At 60.5% G+C, this 16,185-nt stretch carries 17 protein-coding genes, 1 tRNA gene and 2 riboswitches; of the genes, 13 read left to right on the top strand and 5 right to left on the bottom strand.

Annotated features, from left to right (window positions below; genetic code table 11):
• Positions 1–51: 51 nt before the first annotated feature.
• A riboswitch (ZMP/ZTP riboswitch) is annotated at positions 52–135 on the top strand.
• Between the two features lie 118 nt (positions 136–253).
• The 4 genes from glyA to nusB all read left to right on the top strand — a co-directional run bounded on the left by glyA (position 254) and on the right by nusB (position 3,167).
• Entirely contained in the window at positions 254–1,552 is a 1,299-nt protein-coding gene (gene glyA / locus BM364_RS10020; RefSeq protein WP_092424162.1) for a serine hydroxymethyltransferase, read from the top strand.
• Between the two features lie 65 nt (positions 1,553–1,617).
• Positions 1,618–2,097 carry a transcriptional regulator NrdR gene (gene nrdR / locus BM364_RS10015; protein ID WP_092424160.1) on the top strand — a complete coding sequence of 160 codons (480 nt, stop codon included), beginning with the start codon at positions 1,618–1,620 and terminating at the stop codon, positions 2,095–2,097.
• A 101-nt stretch (positions 2,098–2,198) separates the two neighbouring features.
• Positions 2,199–2,672 carry a 6,7-dimethyl-8-ribityllumazine synthase gene (gene ribH / locus BM364_RS10010; protein ID WP_092425280.1) on the top strand — a complete coding sequence of 158 codons (474 nt, stop codon included), beginning with the start codon at positions 2,199–2,201 and terminating at the stop codon, positions 2,670–2,672.
• Positions 2,673–3,167 carry a transcription antitermination factor NusB gene (nusB, locus tag BM364_RS10005; protein WP_092424158.1) on the top strand — a complete coding sequence of 165 codons (495 nt, stop codon included), beginning with the start codon at positions 2,673–2,675 and terminating at the stop codon, positions 3,165–3,167. It begins immediately after the preceding gene.
• Positions 3,168–3,251: 84 nt separating this feature from the next.
• On the opposite strand, the gene BM364_RS10000 is transcribed toward nusB, so the two are convergent.
• Entirely contained in the window at positions 3,252–3,707 is a 456-nt protein-coding gene (locus BM364_RS10000; RefSeq protein ID WP_092424156.1) for an outer membrane protein assembly factor BamE, read from the bottom strand.
• Between the two features lie 161 nt (positions 3,708–3,868).
• Between BM364_RS10000 and BM364_RS09995 the strand changes: the two genes are divergently transcribed.
• The 6 genes from BM364_RS09995 (at position 3,869) to BM364_RS09970 (ending at position 8,067) form a co-directional block, all read left to right on the top strand.
• On the top strand, positions 3,869–4,387 hold the full coding sequence (locus BM364_RS09995; protein WP_092425278.1) for a ubiquinol-cytochrome C chaperone family protein: 519 nt from the start codon (positions 3,869–3,871) through the stop codon (positions 4,385–4,387).
• Positions 4,384–4,929, top strand: a complete 546-nt coding sequence (locus BM364_RS09990; RefSeq protein ID WP_092424154.1) for a YceD family protein — start codon at positions 4,384–4,386, stop codon at positions 4,927–4,929. Before BM364_RS09995 ends, BM364_RS09990 begins: the two co-directional genes overlap by 4 nt.
• 82 nt (positions 4,930–5,011) lie before the next feature.
• Entirely contained in the window at positions 5,012–6,085 is a 1,074-nt protein-coding gene (plsX, locus tag BM364_RS09985) for a phosphate acyltransferase PlsX (protein ID WP_092425276.1), read from the top strand.
• A gap of 5 nt (positions 6,086–6,090) precedes the next feature.
• Positions 6,091–7,059, top strand: coding sequence for a beta-ketoacyl-ACP synthase III (locus tag BM364_RS09980; protein WP_244542867.1), 969 nt, complete (start codon positions 6,091–6,093; stop codon positions 7,057–7,059).
• A 201-nt stretch (positions 7,060–7,260) separates the two neighbouring features.
• The gene (locus BM364_RS09975; protein ID WP_092424150.1) at positions 7,261–7,572 is read left to right on the top strand and encodes an integration host factor subunit alpha; all 312 of its coding nucleotides are present in this window, start codon (positions 7,261–7,263) and stop codon (positions 7,570–7,572) included.
• Positions 7,573–7,599: 27 nt separating this feature from the next.
• Complete coding sequence (locus tag BM364_RS09970) at positions 7,600–8,067, top strand: MerR family transcriptional regulator (RefSeq protein WP_092424148.1); 468 nt, start codon at positions 7,600–7,602, stop codon at positions 8,065–8,067.
• Positions 8,068–8,207: 140 nt separating this feature from the next.
• On the opposite strand, the gene BM364_RS09965 is transcribed toward BM364_RS09970, so the two are convergent.
• Both BM364_RS09965 and BM364_RS09960 read right to left on the bottom strand, forming a co-directional pair.
• Positions 8,208–8,284 (bottom strand) — tRNA-Pro (locus tag BM364_RS09965).
• A 103-nt stretch (positions 8,285–8,387) separates the two neighbouring features.
• Entirely contained in the window at positions 8,388–9,302 is a 915-nt protein-coding gene (locus BM364_RS09960) for a helix-turn-helix domain-containing protein (RefSeq protein WP_092424146.1), read from the bottom strand.
• Positions 9,303–9,509: 207 nt separating this feature from the next.
• Here BM364_RS09960 and BM364_RS09955 point away from each other — a divergent pair, with 207 nt between their 5' ends.
• The 3 genes from BM364_RS09955 to BM364_RS09945 all read left to right on the top strand — a co-directional run bounded on the left by BM364_RS09955 (position 9,510) and on the right by BM364_RS09945 (position 13,338).
• Positions 9,510–11,513 carry an aldo/keto reductase gene (locus BM364_RS09955; RefSeq protein ID WP_092425274.1) on the top strand — a complete coding sequence of 668 codons (2,004 nt, stop codon included), beginning with the start codon at positions 9,510–9,512 and terminating at the stop codon, positions 11,511–11,513.
• A 269-nt stretch (positions 11,514–11,782) separates the two neighbouring features.
• Positions 11,783–11,928: riboswitch (FMN riboswitch) on the top strand.
• Positions 11,929–12,024: 96 nt separating this feature from the next.
• Positions 12,025–12,999, top strand: a complete 975-nt coding sequence (locus tag BM364_RS09950) for a DMT family transporter (RefSeq protein WP_092424144.1) — start codon at positions 12,025–12,027, stop codon at positions 12,997–12,999.
• Positions 13,000–13,095: 96 nt separating this feature from the next.
• A complete protein-coding gene (locus tag BM364_RS09945) occupies positions 13,096–13,338 on the top strand; it encodes a hypothetical protein (protein WP_092424142.1) in 243 nt (80 codons plus the stop codon).
• Between the two features lie 9 nt (positions 13,339–13,347).
• Here the strand turns inward: BM364_RS09945 and BM364_RS09940 are convergent, their stop codons facing one another.
• Together BM364_RS09940 and BM364_RS09935 are read right to left on the bottom strand one after the other, a co-directional pair.
• Entirely contained in the window at positions 13,348–14,628 is a 1,281-nt protein-coding gene (locus BM364_RS09940; RefSeq protein WP_139232566.1) for an O-antigen ligase family protein, read from the bottom strand.
• On the bottom strand, positions 14,625–16,148 hold the full coding sequence (locus BM364_RS09935; RefSeq protein WP_092424138.1) for an undecaprenyl-phosphate glucose phosphotransferase: 1,524 nt from the start codon (positions 16,146–16,148) through the stop codon (positions 14,625–14,627). Before BM364_RS09935 ends, BM364_RS09940 begins: the two co-directional genes overlap by 4 nt.
• Positions 16,149–16,185: the final 37 nt, after the last annotated feature.

Here is a 16,185-nt window from a genome sequence, read left to right as displayed (position 1 = left end):
GTTTGGTTTCCCCTTTGCCCTTTTCGTGATCCAGGTTTTCCGCCATAAGTGGCCTGTTCGCGCGACTGGCGAGAAAAGGTGGGGAACCACCGGGAAACGCGAACATCATGAGAGCCGCTCGCCTGGGCACCCATCCACGATCAGGGAAGCCCTATGCCCTTTTCACGGTCAGCGCGGTCTTTGTTTCGCGCCATTTGGCGTGATATGGGCACCGCATGCCGGTCAACCTGATCCCTTGCGAGGACGTTTCTCCATGAGCGCAGCCACCTCTACCCCGCTCTTTCCCCAGTTCTTTTCCGCCGCCGTCGGTCAGACCGACCCGGAAATCGCACAGGCCATTCAGGACGAACTTGGTCGCCAGCAGAACGAGATCGAGCTGATCGCCTCCGAAAACATCGTTTCCCAGGCTGTGCTTGAGGCGCAGGGTTCGGTGCTGACCAATAAATATGCCGAAGGCTACCCGGGCAAGCGCTACTATGGCGGCTGCCAGTTCGTCGACGTCGCTGAGAGCCTCGCCATCGAGCGTGCCAAGCAGCTCTTCGGCGTCGGCTTTGCCAACGTACAGCCCAACTCCGGCTCGCAAGCCAACCAGGGCGTTTATCAGGCGCTGGTGCAGCCCGGCGACACGATCCTTGGCATGTCGCTCGATGCGGGTGGTCACCTGACGCATGGCGCCAAGCCCAATCAGTCCGGCAAGTGGTTCAACGCCGTTCAATACGGCCTGCGCAAGCAGGATGGCCGCGTCGATATGGATCAGGTCCGCCAGCTCGCGCGCGAGCATAAGCCCAAAATGATCGTTGCCGGTTTCTCGGCATATTCGCGCGTCATGGACTGGGCTGAGTTCCGTGCCATCGCCGATGAAGTCGGCGCCATCCTCTTTGTCGACATGGCCCACGTTGCCGGTCTCGTCGCCGGTGGTGTCTATCCGAGCCCATTCCCGCACGCCCACGTTGCGACTACAACCACGCACAAGACCCTGCGCGGCCCGCGCGGCGGCCTGATCCTCACCGATGACGAAGATATCGCCAAGAAGATCAACTCCGCCATCTTCCCGGGGATCCAGGGCGGCCCCCTGATGCATGTGATCGCGGCCAAGGCCGTGGCTTTCAAGGAAGCGCTATCGCCCGAGTTCAAGCTCTACGCCAAGCAGGTCGTCAGCAATGCTCAGGTTCTTGCCGAAACGCTGGTCAAGGGCGGAGTCGATATCGTCTCCGGCGGCACTGACAATCACCTCATGCTGGTTGACCTGCGTCCCAAGGGGCTCACAGGCAAGGCAACCGAGACTGCTCTCGGCCGCGCTCACATCACCTGCAACAAGAACGCTGTGCCCTTCGATCCGGAAAAGCCGGCCATTACCTCCGGCATCCGCCTCGGCACCCCCGCCGGCACGACCCGCGGGTTCAAGGAAGCCGAGTTCCAGACTGTCGGCGAACTGATCATCGAAGTGCTCGATGGCCTCAAGACCAATGGCGACGATAACAACGCAGCGGTCGAAGCCGCGGTGCGTGAAAAGGTCAAAACCCTGACCGACCGTTTCCCGATCTACGGATAAAGCCTTGGAGGGGCGTCCGCGCCGGCGGATGCCCCTTATTTCCCCTCTTCAGGACAAAACAACTGATGCGCTGCCCCTATTGCGGCAATGACGACACCCAGGTGAAAGATTCACGGCCAACCGAGGACTCCGGCGCGATCCGGCGCCGTCGCGTGTGCATCGCGTGCGGTGGTCGCTTCACCACGTTCGAACGCGTGCAGCTGCGCGAATTGACCGTGGTCAAGAAATCCGGCCGCAAGGTGCCGTTCGATCGCGAAAAACTCACCCGCTCGATCAACACGGCGTTGCGCAAGCGCTCTGTCGATCCCGAGCGTGTGGAGCGCATGATTTCCGGAATCGTGCGCCAGCTCGAGAGCCTGGGCGAGGTCGAGATCACTTCCGATCAGATCGGGGAATATGTGATGGAGGGGCTCAAGAGCCTCGACAACGTTGCATTCGTCCGCTTTGCTTCGGTCTACAAGAATTTTTCCGCGGCCAACGATTTTCGCGCTTTCCTCGCCGAACTCGATGCTGACGCGACCCCATCTCTCCCCGAAGACGAATAGACGCATCTGCCCACCACCACAGTTGCGCGGATTCGCCGGGCGGACTATGGGGTGAGGGATAAAGGCAGCGGAGCTTCGGCTCCTCACAAAGGATGTCGGACATGGACTCGTATGGCGAGCGCTTCCCCATTGCCGCGGGTTCGGCCGAAGGGCTGCATTTCCTGATCGTCGAGGGGCGAGCCTATCCCGCCATCGCCGACGAAATGCGCGAGGGTGCGATCGCAGCGCTGGAAGCGGCCGGCGCTACCCACGAGGTCATTTCCGTACCCGGTGCGATGGAAGTTCCTGTCGGCGTCGCCATGGCTCTCGAATCCGAAAAATACGATGGCTTCGTTGCCCTTGGCTGCGTCGTCCGCGGCCAATCCAACCACTACGTGACCGTTGCCAATGAGAGCACTCGGGCCCTTGCCGAACTGGCTGTGGTCGACGCTCTGCCGCTTGGCATCGGTATCCTCACGGTCGAGAATGAAGGCCAGGCCTGGACCCGCGCACGCCGAACCGATGGCGATCGGGGTGGCGATGCTGCCCGCGCAGCCCTTGCTCTTGCCGCCCTAAAGGCAAAGTTGAACGCATAGATGACAGATTTTCCGAAACGCGACCCGCAAACCCTTCGCCCGGCCAATCAGCGCGGCGCCGCTCGCCTGGCTGCGGTTCAGGCGCTCTACCAGATGGATGTGGGCCGCCAGACTCTTGAAGATACGCTGGCTCAGTTCGGCGCTTTCCATCTCGGTCGCGAGATCGAGGGCGAGCAGTATCTGCCCGCCGATGCCGATTTCTTCGGCCAGATCGTGCGCGGGGTTACCAAGAACCAGCTCGGCATCGATCCTGCCATCGATAAAGCTCTGGCCGACGACTGGCCGATGGAGCGCATCGATTCCACGCTTCGTGCCATCCTGCGCGCCGCAGCCTTCGAGCTTCTGCACCGCCGCGATATCCCGCCGCGCGTCGTTATCACCGAATATGTCGACATCGCGCGCGCCTTCTTCGAGGAAGACGCCTCCGGCATGGTCAATGCCGCTCTTGATTCTGTCGCCCGCACTGCCGGCGTGGAGTTCGAAAAGAAAGACTAACCCTCTGCTGTCCGTGCGCGAGCCCGACAGCACAAGAAAAAGGCCCCGGCAAAGCCAGGGCCTTCGCAAAATGGTCCGGCCGGTTCAGCCGCCAAAGGAATTGAGAATCTGGTCGATGAACGTCCGGTCCTCGCCAAAGGACTGGGTGCGGCGGCTTTCCACCGTAATCACGCGGCCATCGGCGGCAGTGTAGACAGCCTTGTCCACAACCTTCTTGTTCTGATCGAAGTAGATGGCGAGTACCGTGCGCTCAAGTCCGGTGTTCAAGCCGAAGGACGTCTGCTGCACCTTGGTCTGAACGTAATACCAGGCTGACTGATCGCCAAATGTATTGGTCGATTGCGGTGAGCCGAGTACGAGGGTCACAAGCTGCTGGCTCTGGCCCGGGCGGATCTGCTGCATGGCACTGTCGGAAATCTCATAGCCCTGCGTCCGCTTCGTGGTCAGCGAGGTGCTGCTCGTGCAGGCGGTCAGCGCGACAGCAACAAGAGCTGCGGCGGCAATCGGTGCGAAGGGAGCGGAAGCAATACGCTTGGGCATGAATTTGACTTTCCCGATGGCTCTCGACTATAGGCGGGGCACCAAGGCGCGTGCCTCTGGCCGCCGGAATGTGTAGCTGTCAACTTGGCTCTCTGGCAAGCTGGCATCCGGCCGGCGGGCTTTGCATGTGTTTGACCCATCCCGAGGCTGAGCGCAATCCCATGATCCTGTCTCTGTTCCGCAAAAATACCGCGACCGACGCTGTTTATGGCGTCTATCGCTCCATTGTGGCGCAATCCCGGCAGCCGGTCTTCTATGCCGAGTGGGGCGTGCCCGATACGGTAACCGGCCGCTTCGACATGATCAGCCTCCATATGGCTCTGGTTTTCCGGCGCCTGCGCGCCCAATCCAAGGACTTCAGCCAGGCAGTGTTCGACCTCTTCTTCAAGGACATGGATCGTTCCCTGCGCGAGATGGGGGCAGGAGACCTCGGCGTGCCCAAGAAGATCCAGAAGATGGGCAATCTCTTCTTCGGCCTTCTTGCTGCCATCAACGATGCTATGGATCGCAATGACCGCGAGGCGCTCATCGGCGTCATTTCGCGCAATATCTTTGAAGGCGGCGACAGGGAAAACGCCAGTCGCCTCGCCGATTATGCCCTTTCTCAGGATAAGGTGCTCGCCGGCCAGCCGGTCAGCGCCATTACTGCGGGCACAGTGAATTTCGGAACCGCCGCATGACCAGACAGACCGAACCGCTCTTCGACGCCGTTGTCCGCATCGACAAGCTGCCCATAGGGGGCAGATCGGTCCGCGTAGATGCGGACGAGAAAACGCGCGCTGCTATTGCCGAAGCGATGAAGGTTACTTCCGTCGAACGGTTTGTCGCCGAGTTGCGCGTTGTGCCGCTGCGTGGCGGACTTCGCGCGCAGGGGCAGCTCGATGCGCGCATTGTGCAACCCTCCATCGTCAGCTTCGAGCCTGTCGAGCAGGAGATCAGGGAAACGATCGACCGGGTCTTCCTGCCGTCGACCGATCATGGCGCGCCGGTCGCACCGGGCGCCGAAATCTACGTCGATCTGGAAGATGACGACTTTCCCGACCATATCGATGGGCCAGAAGTGGATCTGAGTGCGCTACTGGTGGAAACCTTGGCGCTTGCCATCGATCCTTATCCGCGCCGCGAAGGCGAAGATGCCAGCTCACTCGGCGGCCTCGATGACGGCGAACCGACTGGACCTTTTGCTGCGCTGTCGCGGCTCAAGACCGAAAGCAAGGACTGAACTCCTGCCCACAGGGCTTGCACCCTCCCCATGATGGGATATGTTGGCATGCCTGCTTCAGCGGGCCGAAAAACGGGCTGAAATGACCGATTCTATAACGATTTCCGTGGATGCCATGGGTGGCGACCACGCTCCGCGTGCTGTGATCCACGGGGCAGACCTTGCCCTGCGCGAGCGGAAGAATACCCGCTTTATCTTCCATGGGCGTGAGGAGCAGATCGCTCCTTTGCTCGACGAATTCCCCAATCTCAAGGCTGTTAGTACCGTGCGTCACTGCGAGGCAGTGATCGCCATGGACGAAAAACCCAGCCAGGCCCTGCGCAAGGGCAAGAACATTTCATCCATGTGGATGGCGCTCCAGGCAGTTAAGGATGGCGATGCCGATGTCGCCATTTCCGGTGGCAATACCGGCGCGCTGATGGCCATGGCCACTTTCTGCCTGCGCCCTATGGAGGGTATCTCCAGGCCCGGCATCGCAGCCATCTGGCCCACCACCCGCAGCGACATCATCGTGCTCGACATGGGCGCCACCATCGGTGCCGATGCCAGACAACTGGTTGATTACGCCATCCTGGGTTCGGCGCTCGCGCGCTCGCTCTTTGATTCCGACTCGCCCACTGTTGGTCTCCTCAATATTGGTACCGAGGAAGGCAAGGGGCTCGACTACATCAACGAGGCGGGCAAGATTCTGCAGCAGGCCTCCGGGGCCGGCTTCACCTATCATGGCTTCGTCGAAGGCACCGATATCGGTAAGGGCACGGTCGACGTAGTCGTTACCGAAGGTTTTGTGGGCAATGTGGCGCTCAAGACAGCAGAAGGCACGGCGCGCCAGGTTGCTTCCTATCTGCGATCGGCCCTCAAGGCGAGTTGGGTCAGCATGCTCGGCGCCTTCTTTGCCCGCGGCGCGCTTAATGCTCTCCGCCGCAAGATGGACCCCCGCACGGTCAATGGCGGCGTGTTCATGGGCCTCAACGGGATCGTGATAAAATCGCATGGTGGCACCGACGAAGTCGGTTACAAGAGTGCCTTGGGCCTCGCCTATGAAATGGCGCGCAGCCGCCTGATCGATAAGATCGGCGACACAATGCAGCGCTTCCCTGTCAACACGGCCGCGCCAGAACCGCTGCCGCCTGATTCCGAGGCCAAGTCGGCGTGACCAGAATTCGTTCCATAGTACGCGGTGTCGGCAGCTACCTTCCTCAACGGGTGCTGACCAATGACGAATTGGCCAAGACGGTCGACACATCCGACGAGTGGATCCAGCAGCGCGTCGGGATCAAGGAGCGTCACATCGCGGCCGAGGGAGAATTCACCTCCGATCTCGCTGTCGCCGCCGCACGGGCAGCACTCGATAACGCGGGCCTGACCCCCGACGATATCGACCTCATCATCGTTGCGACGACGACACCGGACTATACTTTTCCCGCCGCTGCTACCCTGGTGCAGATGAAGCTTGGCATGCGACACGGCTTTGCCTTCGATCTCCAGGCCGTGTGCTCGGGCTTTGTTTATGCGGTGACCACCGCCGATAGCCATATCAAAAATGGATTGGCACGGCGCGTGCTCGTCATCGGCGCCGAGACCTTCACCCGGCTTCTCGACTGGACCGATCGCACCACCTGCGTTCTCTTCGGCGATGGCGCTGGCGCCATGATCCTTGAAGGCGTTGAACTGGCAGAGGACGAACCGGAGCGCGGCATTCTTGCATCTGCCCTGCGCTCGGATGGCCAGCACTGGGACAAGCTGTATGTCGATGGTGGCCCGTCTTCCACGGGCACTGCGGGGCATGTCCACATGCAGGGCCCTGAAGTCTTCCGCCACGCCGTCGGCAAGATCACCGACGTTGTCTACGCAACCCTGGAAAAATCCGGCTACACCGTGGCCGATCTCGACTGGTTCGTACCGCACCAAGCCAACAAGCGCATCATCGATGGTGCTGGTGCCAAGCTTGGCCTGCCAACCGAGAAAGTAGTGACGACCGTCGATATCCACGCCAATACCTCGGCAGCATCCGTGCCTCTCGCGCTCAGCGTGGCTGTCGCCGATGGACGGATCAAGCCAGGCGATCTGGTGATGCTCGAAGCGATGGGCGGGGGCTTCACCTGGGGCGCTTCGCTCATTCGCTGGTAGTTCTCAGCAGGCGATTGACCTCAAGCGTTTCAAGGCGTTAGTGTCCCTCCGGGTGGAGGAGCCTGACGTCGAGACCAGGCCGGTCAACGATCGGGTCGCGTCAACAGAGACACGGGTTTACCTGCCTGCGGCGGCAGACAGGATCAGCCGGATCAAGATCGTCCTGACCTGAAAAACTCGGTTTGAACAACGGGGGTGCGAATGGCGCAGAAAACGGTAACGCGGGCAGACCTGGCGGAAGCTGTTTATGGCAGTGTTGGCCTATCGCGAACCGAGTCGGCGGAGCTGGTCGAGCGCGTGCTCGAGTTGATCACCGAGGCCCTGATCACCGGTTCCAATGTGAAGCTGTCGTCCTTCGGCTCGTTTCAGGTGCGCTCGAAAAACGAAAGAATCGGCCGCAATCCCAAGACTGGCGAGGAAGTCCCGATCCTGCCGCGGCAGGTTCTTGTGTTCAAACCGAGCAACGTGTTGAAGTCCAAAATCAACAAGTCTATGGTTGCCGCTGAAAAGTAAGGATTTCTTACTCAAGGGGCGAGCGGTTTGGACAAGTCTCCAGACGCATTCCGGACGATTTCTGAGGCGGCCGAGGAGCTTGATCTTCCGCAGCACGTCCTCCGATTCTGGGAAACGCGATTTGCGACCATCAAGCCGCTGAAGCGGGGTGGCGGACGGCGCTATTATCGCCCGGAAGACGTGATGCTTCTGCGCGGCATCCGTCACCTGCTTTACGATCAGGGTTTCACCATCAAGGGCGTGCAGAAGATCCTCAAGGATCAGGGCGCGCGCTATGTCATCGCCGTGGGCGAGGGCAGGGCACCCGACGATATTGCCGGGCTGATCGACTTTGCCGAAGATGAAGCCGAGGACATCGGCGCCGAGGCTCCCGAAGCAGTTTCCGTCGCCGCGCCCGAGCCCGAACTCGACGAAGAATCGCGCAACAAGCTGTCCGAAGTTCTTCGCGAATTGCTGGAATGCAAGCGCATCCTGGAGCGCGCACGCGAGCTCTAGCGCTCGGGCTATTGCTCAGTAACCAACCCTTGCACCGTAACGTGCCTGCAAGCTCCGCAGGAAACGCGGCTTACCGCAGACGCAAGAAGACCGCGCCTGACCTATGATCCGCGCGGCTACAAACCAAACATTTGGTGAAATGGTCGGAGCGGCCGGATTTGAACCGACGACCCTTTGTCCCCCAGACAAATGCGCTACCAGGCTGCGCTACGCCCCGACTGCGCGGAGACATAGAGAATGACAGGCGCAAGCGCAACCCTGTTTTTCGGTCTGTGAACAGGGGCGTTCGTCTCGGTGCCCAGCCCATTGTTCCGCTTGGCTCAATTGTAAGGTTCGCGCGCGGCGGGACGCTGGGGAATGGTCGCGCCTGGGCGTGAGCGCATATCGCGGCGGTAATCGCTCGGTGACATGCCAGCGAGCTTGCGAAAAAGCTTGTTGAAGGCGCTGAGCGAACCGAAGCCGCTTTCCATTGCGACCTGCAGCACATTGGCGTCCTCGCGCATCAGCAGTGCCTGCGCAAAGGACAGACGCATCAGGCTGACATAATCGTTCAGCGTCATGCCGGTGCATTTCTTAAAGACGGTCATCGCATATTTGGGATGAACGTCGGCCGCTACGGCGATATCCACCGAGTCGATCTCTTCGCGAAAATTTTCAGCAATGAAGTCGCAGATGCGCAGCACGATCGGAGAAATATACGGATCCGCCGCCGCAGCGCCTGGCTTTGTGCGCAACCCTGACAAGAGCTCGTAGGGGGCGAAACGAATGCGTTCGATCCGCAGCAGCAGTTCATCGATCGCCATGCTGACCTTGAGCGGATCGCCGGAGCGCACAAAGTCATTCCAGCGCAAGAAATTGATGGGATCGGATCCGTCGCTGGCCCGCGTAAGCAATGTGGCGCCCTGCATGAGGCCAGCCTGCATATCCTGGGGCAGGCGCAGGCGGAAAAAGTGAACCAGCGGCAGGTGTCCGCCCGCATAAATCACGTCCTCGGACGCATCATCCAGCCGGTGCGGCTGCCCGCCCCAGAACAGTGCCAGATCTCCGGCTGAAAAGCGTACGTCATATCCGCTCATGGAATAATGCGCCCACCCGCGAACGATGTAGTTCACCTCCACCTGCGCATGCCAATGCGCTGCACGCATCAATTTAGGCGAGGCATGAAACATGTGCAGTTCGGTGGGCAGGCGCTCGACCCCGTTAAGGCCCGGCTCATAGAAGCCGCGCTCCACCATCTTACTATCCGCCAATTTCCAATACCCAATAAGCGCGACGTGCTGTGGCCAGGCACTAGCTTAGGCAGCGCTCGTTACAAGAGCAAGGGAGGATAGGCGCGGCAGACTGAGGTCCGGCCGTTCGCCCCGGCATGGCCGGATCTTGCCTTGACGAGCCAATCGAAATGCCCCGGCGCCGCCGAAGGGCCTAGGCGCGAGGAAGAAGACATGACCGAAAACAAGATCCGCTGGGGCATTATCGGCCCGGGCAGCATCGCCAAGGCGTTCCGTGGGGGCCTGGAAGGCTCGGCCTCTGGCGTTCTGAGCGCCATTGCCACGCGCGACCCTTCCAAACCCAATCTCGCCACCGATTTCCCGGGCGTGCGCGTGGTCAAAGGTTATGATGCCCTGCTCGCCGATCCTGAAATCGACGCTGTCTATATCGCTGTGCCGCACACTGTCCACGCTGAATGGGCGATCAAGGCGGCTGAAGCGGGCAAGCATGTCTTGGTGGAAAAACCGCTGGCGCTGTCCGCGCATGAGGCCGACGCCGTCTTTCACGCACACAAGAAGGCAGGCACGTTTGCTGGCGAAGCTTTCATGTATCGCCTGCACCCCCAGACCGCCAAGCTGATCGAACTGATCAAGTCCGGCACTATCGGCGAAGTGCGGATGATCCAGTCAAGCTTCGGCTTCTCGATGGGCAAGTTCCAGCCCCAGCATCGGCTCTTCGCTTCGGCTCTTGCCGGCGGTGGCATCATGGATGTCGGCTGTTACCCCGTGTCCATGGCGCGCCTTCTTGCTGGTGCTGCGACCGGGAAAGCCTTCGCCGAGCCCGTCAAGATCGCTGGTGCTGCAAGGCTCAACGAGGAAGGCACCGACGATTGGGCAGCTGCCGTTCTGACATTTGAAAGCGGCATCGTCGCGCAGGTATCCTGCGCCGTCATGGCAAATCTCGACAACGTGCTGCGCATCCATGGCTCCGAAGGGCGGATCGAAGTGCCCGATTTCTGGTTTGCCGGCGGCAATCGCGATCAGGGCCTGGGCAAGATCGACATCATCAAGGGCGGAAACACCGAAACCGTCAGCGTCAACGAACCCGCTCATGTTTATTCCTTTGAAGCGGAAGCGGCATCGCGCGCCATCGCGGCCGGTCAGCAGGAGTTTCCCGCGCCCGGCATGAGCTGGGCTGATACGATCGGCAACCTGCGCGTTCTTGACAAGTGGCGCGCGGACGCGGGCATCGAGTTCTCGGTCGAGAAGGCAGGCAATCGCCTCAATACGCTTGATAACAGGCCGCTCGGGTCCAATGTCGGCATCATCCCCAAACGCTCCATTCCGGGTCTCGATAAGCCTGCGTCCGCAGTGGCTCTTGGCTTTGAAGATTTCCGTACCTTTGCTTCGGGCGCCATCTTGCTCGATGCGTTCTGGGAGCGCGGCGGCAACATCTTTGATACCGCCTTCATCTATGCCGGCGGCTATACTGAAAAGCTCTTCGGCGAATGGCAGAGACGGAGCGGGGTGCGCGAAGAAGCCGTGGTGATCGGCAAAGGCGCCCATAGCCCGCTCGTTTATCCCGATGTCATCGGAAAGCAGCTGACCCAGTCTCTCGACCGGCTGCAGACCGACTATGTCGACGTCTACTTCATGCACCGCGACAATCTCGATGTTCCCGTGGGCGAGTTCGTCGATGCCATGGATGCCGAGGTCAAGGCCGGCCGTATCCGCGGACCTTTCGGCGGTTCGAATTGGACCAAGGAGCGCATGGACGAGGCGATCGCCTATGCTGAACGCACAGGCAAGACCAAGCCCCAGGCGCTTTCCAACAATTTCGCGCTCGCCGAAATGCTCGACCCCATCTGGGCCGGCTGCGTCACCGCTTCGACTCCCGAGTTCAAGCAGTGGCTGGTCGATCGTCAGGTGACCAACTTCTCCTGGTCGAGCCAGGCGCGGGGCTTCTTTACCGACCTTGCCGGCCGCGACAAGCGCGACAACGAAGAACTGGTACGCGTCTGGTACAATGAACAGAACCTCGGCCGTCGCGACCGTGCCATCGAACTGGCAAAGCAGCTGGGACACTCTCCGATCCACGTCGCCTTGGCCTATGTCCTGGCGCAAGACTTCCCCAGCGTACCGCTGATCGGACCGCGCCGTCTCGTCGAACTCGACGACAGCCTCAAGGCCTTCGAGATCAAGCTTACACCGGAGCAGGTCAAGTGGCTCGAGGGCTGATGTTCCGGCTGACCGGCCGTTCAGTCAGCCTCTAGGTAGCCTGCCTCACCTCTTTCTGACTGGGGCGGGGACGGGGCATGGCGCTTGCCGTTCTCTCCTTCCAAACTCGATGCCACACCTCCCCCTCCTTCAGGGGGAGGCCGGGTGGGGTAAACCTTGCCCTTCTTCAGACAATCCGCCGTTCACTCGTCAAAGACAGTTTGTCGTCCCTCACATGGTTGCCAGGCGCCACCTGCCGTCCTATGTATTCATCGTGAGATTACGATCTCGCATGTTCTCAGGGCGGGGCGGAACTCCCCACCGGCGGTAAGGCGGCAACGTCGAGCCCGCGAGCGCTTCCGGCTTCGGCTGGAAGGTCAGCAGATCCGGTGTGATTCCGGAGCCGACGGTCATAGTCCGGATGAAAGAGACAGAGTTGATCAGCGCCACCGGGCGTCCGCAGATCGCGCGGACCCGGCTGCGTGTCGTCATCTCGTAACCCTGAGGAAACTGGTTACGGAAAGGACGACAGATGAACCAGATTTCCTCTTCCTCCCATGTCGGTGCCGCTTCGGGTGCTGTTTTCATGCTGGCGGCGAGCCTTGCCTTTGCAGGCACCAACACTCTCCAATCTGTTTTGCCCACCCCACTCGAATATGGCGGCTTCGGCTTCAATTCGACTGGCATGGCATTCTGGCAATATCTGATTGCCTCGGTTCTCGTGCTGCCGATCATCCTGCGTATCGGCGTCAAGAACCTGCGCACCCATTATCCGCTTGCGCACGAAGTCCGGGCTTTTGCCTCTGCGCTCGGCGTTCATGTCTTTGTTTATGGCTTCGCTTCGGGCGTTCCGATCTGGCAAATGGTGACGCTTCTGGCTACCGGCCCCTTGTTCATCATTCTCGGTTCGACCCTGTTTCTTGGCGAGCGTGCTTCGGCCGCTCGCATAGGTGCAGCTCTTGTCGGCTTCGTCGGGGCAATCATCATTTCAGGTGTGGGAGCCGAAGGCTTCAGCCCCCAGACATTCGTGCCGATCCTGGCTGCGGTGCTTTGGGCCACCACAGACGTTCTCACGCGCTATCTGGCGCAACGCGGAGACAGTCCGGAAACGCTTACCGTGTCGCTTCTGGTGCTGATTACGCCCAATCACTTGGCTATTCTGCTTGTCGCTACGCTTTTTTCTGGCGCTTTGCCGTCAGGTGTCGCGACCGGTTTTCCTCTGGCTCTGCCGGCCGGCAACGGACTTTGGCTGTTGCTGCTGCTTGGCGCGCTGACTGCCGCCGCCCAGTACTTCCTCAGCTTTGCCTATAAGGTTGCAGATGCAGCCTATCTTCAGCCCTTCGGCGATCTCAAGGTGCCGCTGAGCGGTCTTGTGGGCTGGGTGGCCTTGGGACAGGTCCCTTCAGTCTGGTTCTGGCCCGGCGCCGCCTTGATCGTGCTGGCGTCTTGCTTCATCTATCTGGTTGAAAGCCGGGAAGCTCCGCCAAAAACCCTGGCTGCGGCCTGACACACTGGCTCCTTCTCTCGTGCCGCCGCGGGAGAAGGGCTTTTCCTTGCCCGAAAGCCTTGCTAGAGGGACCCCGACGCAAGGGAGAAGCAGTCCATGGCACTCAAGGAAAATGACGTGAACTGGTTTCGCCCGCTCTGGCGGCGCGTGGCGGTCGTTATCTTGCTCGCCGTCTGGCTGGTCTGGGAAGTGTTCTGGACCGGAGAGCAACTCTGGATGGTGCTGGTGGGCGCTGCACTTGCCTACGCGCTTTACAACTTCTTCTATGCCTTCCCCAAGGAGGACCCGAAGGTTGAAGCGCAGACGCAGACCGATCCCGACGACGAGCCAAAGCCTTAAGGGCGCAGGTTAGATCAGCGTCTCGTGCCTCGGCGCGCTGATCCTCTGCTCGTTTTTGATTGCCGTCGATAGTCCCCAAACGAGCCCGATCAACAGATAGACATGCCGCCAGTGGTCTGAATCGATGATGATCGATTCCGCCATGACCATTGTGAAGGTTGCCATGACCGGGATCGCCATGAGGCGATAAGGGGAGGGGCGCAGCAGCATGGCCGAGCCTTTCCACAGCGTTGCCGCTATCATCACGTAGAAGAAGAAGCCTCCGCCCCAGCCATAAACGTGGAACACGGTGACATAGAGATTGTGCGGCTCTTCGCGGATGCGCAGGGTAGGAAACTCGCCTGGGCCAATGCCCCAGGGATTTTCGAGAGCAAGTTCCACCGCATAGCCCTGCCGGCCAAAGCGTCCTGTTTCGCCGGTATCGTAGGACTGTGACTGGGTGCGGTGCGCGAAGAAGTCGGAAACGGTCGGGATCGACAACAGCCCCCCAAGCGCCACAACCAGCATTCCGAGCCCCAGAAGCGACATGATCAGAATTCGGATCTTGTCGCGCGCGTTTGCCTCGAGCATGAACACCAGCACAAGCGTGATCAGCGATGAGGCTGCAAAATGCCCCCAGCCGCCGCGCGAGAAGCTGACGAAAACACCGATCATCAGCACCACATAAACTGCCCCTGAAACAACAATCTGCCATCCGCGTCCCAGAAGCACGCGCTGAAGCGCGAACATGGCTGGCAGGATCAGAAAAGGCGCATAGACATTTGGGTCCTTGAACGTTGCCTTGGCGCGATCGTAGCGCAGAAAGAAGTCGGCCCCCGGCATCAGGCGCAGATAGGCAAGCGTACCCACCAGCGCCAGGATCACCGCAATCGCCGTGTAGGCGGCGATGATGATTCGCATCCGCCGCGCAGTCGCCTCTGCCAGATAATTGGCGAGAAAATAGCTCGTCAGCATCAGGAAGATGGTAACGGCGGTAAAGATGATCGCGTCGGTCACCGGCGTCACCCGCACCTGCAGGCACGCGATCAGCGCAAAGGGTGTGAAGCCAAGCAGGATGGCAAAGAGCCCGAAAGTCGAGCGATAAAGGCCCAGCCCGGCGACAATCGCGATGGGCAGCACCAGCAGGAACACCACTTCATAGGGCGATGGCTCGATCAGAACGATGCCGCCCGAAAAGATCCACAGCGCCACCACGCCGTCCAGCAGCCTTGTGGCCCGTTGGCGCACGAAATCCATGCCGGGCCATCTGGTGCCTGCCAGGGCAGGATCGAACTGCCCGGTGACGCTCAATATGCGTTCTCGTTCTTGGCGATCAGCGAGACCGGCGTCATGACCACGATGTAGAGGTCGAGCAGCAGGCTCCAGTTCTCGATATAGTAGAGGTCGTGGTTCACCCGCTGCATGATCTTGTCGATCGTGTCGGTTTCCCCGCGCCAGCCATGAATCTGCGCCCATCCCGTCATGCCGGGTTTGACGCGGTGCCGGGCGAAATATCCCTCGACCGCCTCATAGTAGAGCTGGTTGTCCGCCTTGGCCTGCATGGCATGCGGACGTGGTCCTACCACCGACAGCTCCCCCTTGAGCACGTTGAAGAGTTGCGGCAATTCGTCGATCGAGGTCTTGCGGATGAACTTGCCCACGCGCGTCACGCGCGGGTCGTCCTTCGTCACCAGTTTGGCGGCACCGGCGTCGAGCATATCGGTCCGCATGGAGCGGAACTTGTAGATGCTCACGAGCTGATTGTTGAAGCCATGCCGCTTTTGAACGAAGAACACGGGCCCCTTGCTCTCGAGCTTGATGGCAATGGCCGTGGCTATCATGATAGGCGAAAGCAGGATCAGTGCCGTAATCGCGACGAGTTTGTCGAAAACCCATTTGAACACAAGGTTCCAGTCCGAGATCGGCCGGTCGGCCATATCGAGAACGGGCACGCCGCCGACATAGGAATAGGCCCGGTCGGTGAACTTGAGCTTGCTCATATGCGCCGAGAGCCGGATATCGACCGGCAGCACCCACAGCTGGGTCAGCATGTCGAGCACCCGCTTCTCCGCCGAAAGCGGCATGGAGACGATCACAAGATCGACCGGCGTCAGGCGGGCAAACTCTAGCAGGCTCGAAACCTTGCCGAGTTTTTGCAGCCCCGCTACTTCCTCGGGCGAGCGCGCATCATATCGGTCGTCGAAAAGGCCCAGCAGCTCGACATCCCGATCCGCTCCGGCCTGGATCTGCTCGATCAGCACTTCGGCATCGTGCCCGCCGCCCACGATCACGGTGCGGCGCTTGAGGCGCCCGAGGTCCGTCCAGTGCATCACCAGCTGGCGCAGCAGCAGCCGGAACGCGATCAACAGCGCCGAACCCGACAAAAACCAGGACAGCAGCCACACGCGCGAAAGCAGGTCGCCGGCTTTGAAAAAGAAAATGGAAGCAGTCGTGACCGCCATCACCGCCAGCCAGACCCCGAGCACCCGGCCGAACTGGCCAATCACCTTGCGATAGGTGGTGATCCGATGGGCCCGCAGCAGGTGAAAGCCGATATTGGTGGCAAGACAAACGCCCAGAACGACGAGGAGATAGAACCACTCCTGCCCCGGCTCCACATAGGCGGCATGGATTCCATAGCCCAGCAGACCCAGCAGCAGCGCCTCCGCCGCCTGCGCCACACCGACGATGACATTGCTTGAATAGGTGCGTTCAACCGGACGCCCGGCGATTTCAAGTGCGGCCGTGGAAAGCTTCGAACCGTCAGTGCCACCGTCGCCATGACGCGCAGCGTGTTCGGCAAAAGCCTGCTTAGGATCGACACGAAACATGAAACGCCCACCGGGTACTCACTCATCCCGGCCAGAT

The organism is Devosia crocina (assembly GCF_900116545.1).
Taxonomy (GTDB): domain Bacteria; phylum Pseudomonadota; class Alphaproteobacteria; order Rhizobiales; family Devosiaceae; genus Devosia; species Devosia crocina.
Note: the sequence above shows the minus strand (reverse complement) of the source record. Positions and strands in the feature narration are given on the sequence as shown.